This window comes from Kineococcus auxinigenes (assembly GCF_050871525.1).
Taxonomy (GTDB): domain Bacteria; phylum Actinomycetota; class Actinomycetes; order Actinomycetales; family Kineococcaceae; genus Kineococcus.
The window spans coordinates 1-5,646 of sequence record NZ_JBKBCT010000125.1; the positions used below are offsets into that span (position 1 = coordinate 1).

Annotated in this window: 7 protein-coding genes; 1 reads left to right on the plus strand and 6 read right to left on the minus strand. The window is 78.6% G+C overall.

Features of this window, described 5'->3' with window-relative positions:
• Nucleotides 1-109 precede the first annotated feature (109 nt).
• The 6 genes from ACRYR9_RS19400 to ACRYR9_RS19425 all read right to left on the minus strand — a co-directional run bounded on the left by ACRYR9_RS19400 (nucleotide 110) and on the right by ACRYR9_RS19425 (nucleotide 4,612).
• Entirely contained in the window at nucleotides 110-424 is a 315-nt protein-coding gene (locus ACRYR9_RS19400) for a hypothetical protein (protein WP_432498206.1), read from the minus strand.
• Nucleotides 425-511: 87 nt separating this feature from the next.
• A complete protein-coding gene (locus ACRYR9_RS19405; protein ID WP_432498204.1) occupies nucleotides 512-1,981 on the minus strand; it encodes an LGFP repeat-containing protein in 1,470 nt (489 codons plus the stop codon).
• A complete protein-coding gene (locus tag ACRYR9_RS19410) occupies nucleotides 1,978-2,445 on the minus strand; it encodes a hypothetical protein (protein ID WP_432498201.1) in 468 nt (155 codons plus the stop codon). The genes ACRYR9_RS19405 and ACRYR9_RS19410 overlap by 4 nt, the downstream gene beginning before the upstream one ends.
• Before the next feature lie 14 nt (nucleotides 2,446-2,459).
• The gene (locus ACRYR9_RS19415) at nucleotides 2,460-3,068 is read right to left on the minus strand and encodes a hypothetical protein (RefSeq protein WP_432498198.1); all 609 of its coding nucleotides are present in this window, start codon (nucleotides 3,066-3,068) and stop codon (nucleotides 2,460-2,462) included.
• Nucleotides 3,069-3,170: 102 nt separating this feature from the next.
• Nucleotides 3,171-3,983, minus strand: coding sequence for a TlpA family protein disulfide reductase (locus tag ACRYR9_RS19420; protein WP_432498196.1), 813 nt, complete (start codon nucleotides 3,981-3,983; stop codon nucleotides 3,171-3,173).
• The gene (locus ACRYR9_RS19425; protein WP_432498194.1) at nucleotides 3,980-4,612 is read right to left on the minus strand and encodes a MauE/DoxX family redox-associated membrane protein; all 633 of its coding nucleotides are present in this window, start codon (nucleotides 4,610-4,612) and stop codon (nucleotides 3,980-3,982) included. The genes ACRYR9_RS19420 and ACRYR9_RS19425 overlap by 4 nt, the downstream gene beginning before the upstream one ends.
• Nucleotides 4,613-4,658: 46 nt before the next feature.
• Between ACRYR9_RS19425 and ACRYR9_RS19430 the strand changes: the two genes are divergently transcribed.
• A complete protein-coding gene (locus ACRYR9_RS19430; protein ID WP_432498191.1) occupies nucleotides 4,659-5,531 on the plus strand; it encodes an alpha/beta hydrolase in 873 nt (290 codons plus the stop codon).
• The last annotated feature ends 115 nt before the right edge of the window (nucleotides 5,532-5,646 follow it).

A 5,646-nucleotide genomic window follows, 5' to 3' on the forward strand; every position in this document is an offset into this window, starting at 1 on the left:
CCCCCCCCGCGCCCGCGGCCCCCGCACCCCCGCCCCCCCCCGCGCGGGGTGATGAAGCTGTGCGCCAGTCCGTTGAGCACCGAGGGTAGGGGGTGCGGGAGGGGCGGGGTCAGTCGTCGGCGGGGACGGGCCACAGGTCCAGCTCGACGCGCAGGCCCGGCAGGGCCCGCTCCAGCTCCTCGCGCAGCTCCTCGCCCTCGCTGGCGTAGCGCTGCGACGAGCCGGGCGAGTCCCAGCCGCACAGGTCGGCGGGGTGGTGGTCGTCGAAGTACTGCTGCCAGCGCAGCAGGCGCGTGCGCAGCGTCTCGTCGAGGCCCAGGTGGTCCAGGTGGGTGGGCGAGAGCACGAACGCCCCCACGGAGGCGGGCGCCCACACGGGGGTCGGTGCCTCGTAGTCGCTCATCAGCCGCAACCGGTCGAACACGAACACGAGGGTAAGACCTGGTGACGGGTGCTCCCGACCACTGGGCGCGCAACCCCACCCACGCAGAGTGATCAATCTCCTCGGGGGTCAACGCAGGGTGACCGTCACCCGCCCCGTGGACTCCCGCAGCACCGCGTACCCGCCCTCGAAGTCCTGCCGCGACCGGTCCGGCCCGTCGGGGCGCGCCCCGGACACCGGCAGCCCCAGCGGCCCGGCCTCCCACCCCCGCGCAGCCCACTCCTCGCGCACCGCGCCCAGCACCGCGTGCGCCCCGGTGGCCGCAGAGGCGTACACCGAACCGCGCTCGAAGTGGTGGTAGCGGGCCCGCCCGTCGGGCGTGGTCAGCTCACCGGTGACCGGGTACCCCAGCGGCCCCGCCTCCCAGCCCAGGTCCTCCCACGCCTCGCGCAGCACCCCCGCGACGGCGTGCGCGCCGGTGGCCGGCGACCAGTACACCGAGCCGTGCTCGAAGTGGTTGTAGCGCCCGCGCCCGTCCGGGGGAGTCAGCTCGTCGGTGAGCGGGTACCCCAGCGGGCCCGCCTCCCAGCCCGAGCGCTCCCACGCGGTGCGGATCGCCCCGTGCACCTCGAACGCCCCCGTGGCCGGCGACCAGTACACCGAGCCGCGCTCGAAGTGGTTGTAGCGCCCGCGCCCGTCCGGAGCGGTCAGCTCGTCGGTGACGGGGAAGCCCAGCGGCCCGGCCTCCCACCCGCTGCGGGCCCACGCCTCGCGCACCGCGCCGTGCACCTCGAACGCCCCCGTGGCCGGCGACCAGTACAGCGAGCCGCCCTCGAAGTGCTGGTAGCGGCCCTCGCCGCCCGGGACGGGCGTCTCCGGCGTGCGCGGCTCGCCCAGCAGACCGCCCTGCCCGCCCAGGGACGTGTACCGGCTGCCGATCGGCGTGCAGTCCTCGAGCGCCGGCGCGCCGTGGACGCCGGTGCGCTGGTCGGTGGCGCTCGTCGTGGAGCACTCCCACGACGGGATCCGCCACGGCGGCGTGCACGTGACCACCCGGCACCACACCGGCCCGGTGCAGCGCACGTCCTGGTTGCACTGCCCGTACCGGAACCGGTTGCAGCACACCTTGCGCTGGTCGCACTGCCCGTCCGGGCCGCACCCGCACGAGCACGACGTGCAGCTCTCGGCGCAGAACGTGGTGCTCCCGCTGCACCCGCACGAGCAGTAGCTGTGGCAGTCCACGTAGTACCGGGCGCCGCCGCAGCAGAACCCCGCCCCGTCCGACTTCCACCAGCCGCCCACCAGGCTGCCCGGCGGGCACCGGTTGACCCCGCCGTTGATCGTCGCGCAGAACACCGTGTACCCCGACGAGCAGGTCGAGTCCGGCCCGCACACCACCGCGTACGCCGTGCCCGGCCGCGTCAGGTAACCCCACGGCCCCACCGCCAGCGCCGAGCCCACCACCGCCGTGCGCGCCAGGAAACCCCGCCGGCTGGAACGCGCCGCCAGCGCCAGCGCGAGCCGGTCCACCAGCGCACCCAGCCGCCCGGGCGAACCCGCGCGCCCACCGGCCTCGTCCACCCGCTCCAGCACCGTCACGACTCCACCCCCGCCTCGACCACGAGCGAGGCCAGCACCGCGCGCAACCGCGGCAGCAGCTCCACCCGCCGCGCGTGGCTGCCCAGGACCACGTACAGGCAGAACGCCCGCCCGGCGTGCTGGAAGAACCACTGCGCCCCCGACTGCCCCGCGATCGTGCGCTGCAGCTGCTCCGGGGCGAAGTCCGCCGCCTGCGGCCGCGGCAGCCCGCGGGTGGCGAACAGCGCCGTCGAGCACGCCGCCGGGTCGTGCTCGAACAGCGACACGAACAGGTCGCCCGCCCCCAGCGAGGCGGTCACCCCGCCGCCGAAGTCGCCGCGCACCGCCGGCAGCGGCACCGTCGCCGCGTGCAGCACCGGCCGCACCCGCGCCCCCGGCGCGTGTTCCTCCCCGCTGCGTCGGGTGATCCGCACCTCCCACCCGGGCGGGGCGTCCACCCCCACCCCGTGCGCCAGCACCTGCACGTCGACCTCCCCCTTCAGCCGGTGACCAGGGCCGCGACCTGCGCCGCGGCGGCCAGCGAGACGACGGCCGACGTGGCCGCCGCCGCCGTCCGGGCGGCGGGCGCTCGGCGCTCCAGCCCCCGGTGCGCGCGCGCCAGCCGCTGCGGCGTCGTGACACCGCGCAGCGCCAGGACGGGCAGCGCCCGCACCGTCCCGAACACCAGCCCGACCGCCGCGCCCGCGAGCGGGCCGCCGCCCAGCACGGCCAGCGCCAGCGCGGTGTGCAGGAGGGGGGAGGTGACGATCGTGACGACGCCCACGCCGAGCTGCGCGCCGTACCCCACCCCGTACACCCAGCCGCGGTAGCGGTGCAGCCAGTCCTCGTCGACCTGCCGGTGCCACGTCGGCAGCTGCGGCAGCCGGCCCGTCTCCACCGCCACCGACACCGCCGCGAACACCGCCAGCAGCGCCGTCGCCGCGACCGCCGCCGCCCGGTGCTCCAGCGGCAGCAGCGCGCCCAGCAGCCCCAGCAGGGCGCCCAGCGCCAGACCGCCCGCGGCGGAACCGGTGAGGTAGGCCGCCACCGTCACCGGCCAGCGGCTCGCGCGTCCCCGCTCGCCCAGCGGGGTGATGCTCGAGAGCATCGACTCGCCTCAAGGCGACCACGTGGAGCGCAGAGCGGCCACGGCCGCGGTCGGCAGCCCCAGCAGCAGCGCCCACGCCGTCGGCTCCACGCCTGCCGCCCCTCAGCCCTGCGGCCGCGGGGGCTCGACGAGCTCCTCGGCGGTCAGGTCCAGGCTGGGGTGGCCGGGCGCGATGCCCGCGGCGAGCAGCTCGCGGTCGGCGCGGGCCTCGCGGTGCGCGCCGTCACCGGTGTCCTCGCCGGCGTGGGCGTGGGCGTGCTGGTGGGCGTGGGCGCCGCGGCCGGCCAGTTCCCGGTCGCCGGTGGCCTCCGCGACCAGCCGCTGCACCTGCTCCCACGCCGTCGCGCTGCCCTCGCCGGACACCCGGCCCGTGGCGCCGTCGACGAGCACGAAGTACGGCGAGCCGGGCACCTCGTAGCCCTCCCACGCCGGCGTGGACATCACCACGTCCACCCCGTCGGCGGCCAGCGCCCGCACCGCCGTGGCGCTCTCGCGCTCCGCGCCCTGCGTGACCACCACCAGCCGGGTGCCCGCCGGCAGCCCCGCGCCCGCCGGGTCGCGCAGGCGCTCCCAGAAGCCCCGGCAGGTCAGGCAGCCGCTGGAGAGGAACGCCAGCAGGGTGTCCGGGCCCGCGCCCACCGCCACCTGCACGCCGTCGCCGTCGGGCGTCGTCCCGCTGACGGGAACCGCCGCGGCGCCGGTGACGCCCGCCGGGCCCACCACGCCCGGGCCCACCCCGAACGGCACGTCCACCGGCCCCGCCGACCGCGGCGCGGTGTCCTCCCGGCCCGCGCCCAGCGCGTGCAGGGAGCGCAGGATCTCCGCGTGGCTGCGCAGAAGCCCCGCCACCAGCAGCCCCAGCAGGGCCACGGCCACGGCGAGCGCGACGACGACGGCGGTCAGGACGGTGCTCACGAGGCGCTCCTGGTGGCTGCGGGGGCGGCGACGGTGGTGGCGGGGCGCTGCGCGGCCGCCAGGCGGGGGAGCGCGGTCAGGGACAGCAGCGCCAGCCACGCCACGAGCGCGACCAGGCCCGCCGCGGCCAGCGCCGCCGGCACCCCGGAACCCGCCGCGCCCACCAGGCCGGTGGGGCCGCCGCCGAGGGCGGTGGCGGCGCTCGCGGCCGCCAGCGCCGCGGTCACGGCGACGTGGGTGCGGGTGGGCGGCAGGTCCGGTTCCCCGAAGCAGCCGCAAGAGCTCAGCGGCGCGTCGCGCACGAGGGCCAGCACGACGAAGCCGGTGAACGCGGCGTAGGCGGCGGCGAGCGCCCACGCGGTGCCCGGCGCCCCCGCGAGCGCCGCAGCGGCCAGCGCGACCTCGCCGGCGCCGAGCAGCCGCACGAGCGCGCGGGAGGACGGCAGGTGCTGGGCGCGCAGGGCGCGCGCCGTCCCGTCCGGGCGGCGCAGCTTCGCGACGCCCGCGACCAGCAGCAGGACGGTGCCCGCCAGGTGCGGCACCAGCCACGTGTCCACGACGTCACGTTCGGTGATGGCCGTGGGCCGGGTCAAGCGGTTCGCCGAACCCGGCCCCGATTCCCCGGCCACGCCCCGCTACGGTCCCCGCACCGCCCGTCGACGTGTGGAGGTACTCGTGCAGGACACCGCGCAGGAGCTCGTGGACGGCGCCCCGCTGGGCGCACCGGGGTCGGTGACCGACCGCGCCGCCCCCGGCCCGCACGGGCCGGTGGACGTGCGCGTCCACGTGCCCGAGGGGACGCCCGTGCGGGCGCTGGTGTGGGCGCACGGCGGCGCCTTCGTGCACGGCGACCTCGACATGCCCGAGTCGGACGCCGTGGCCCGGACCCTGCAGCGCGCCGGGCACCTCGTCGTGACCGTGGGCTACCGGCTGGCCGGCGAGGGGACCCGGTGGCCGGTGCCCTCCGACGACGTCCTGGCCGCGTGGCGCTGGGGTCGCGAGCTGGCCGCCGCCGCGGGCGTGGACGCCGCGAGCACCTTCCTCGGTGGTGCCAGCGCCGGGGGGAACCTCGCCGCGGGAGCGGTGCTGCGGCTGCTGGAGGCCGGCGAGGAGCCGCCCGCCGGGGTGGTGCTGGCGTACCCGACGCTGCACGCGGTCCCGCCGGCCGCCTCGCCCGCGGCCGTGCGCGCCCTGGACGCCCTGCCGCCGGGGGAGGAGCGCTGGGAGGCGCCCGCCGTGCGGGAGATGTACGCCGCCCACGTCGGCGGCGACCCGGACGGCGCTCCCGCCGCGGTGACGCCCGGCACGGCGCCCCTGGAGGGGTTCCCGCCGGCGCTGGTGCTGGTCAGCGAGGTGGACGGGCTGCGCGGTTCCGCGGAGGAGTTCGCCGCGCGGCTCGTGGCGGCGGGCGTGCCGGTGACGTGCGTGCTGGAGCCGGGCACCCGGCACGGCCACCTCAACCGGCCCGAGGAGCCGGGGTTCGGCGCGAGCCTTCGCCGCGTCGACGCCTGGCTGCGCGCGGCCCCCGACCTCACCGCCCCCGCCTGACCCCGGCCCCCGTCTCGATCCGCCGTGGGGGGGGGGGGGGGGGGGCGGGGGGGGGGGGGGGGGGGGGGGGGGGGGGGGGGGGGGGGGGGGGGGGGGGGGGGGGGGGGGGGGGGGG

Excerpts from the sequence above, each read along its gene's own strand:
- ACRYR9_RS19415 (WP_432498198.1), bottom strand. The coding sequence starts at position 3,068 with ATGCTCTCGAGCATCACCCCGCTGGGCGAGCGGGGACGCGCGAGCCGC.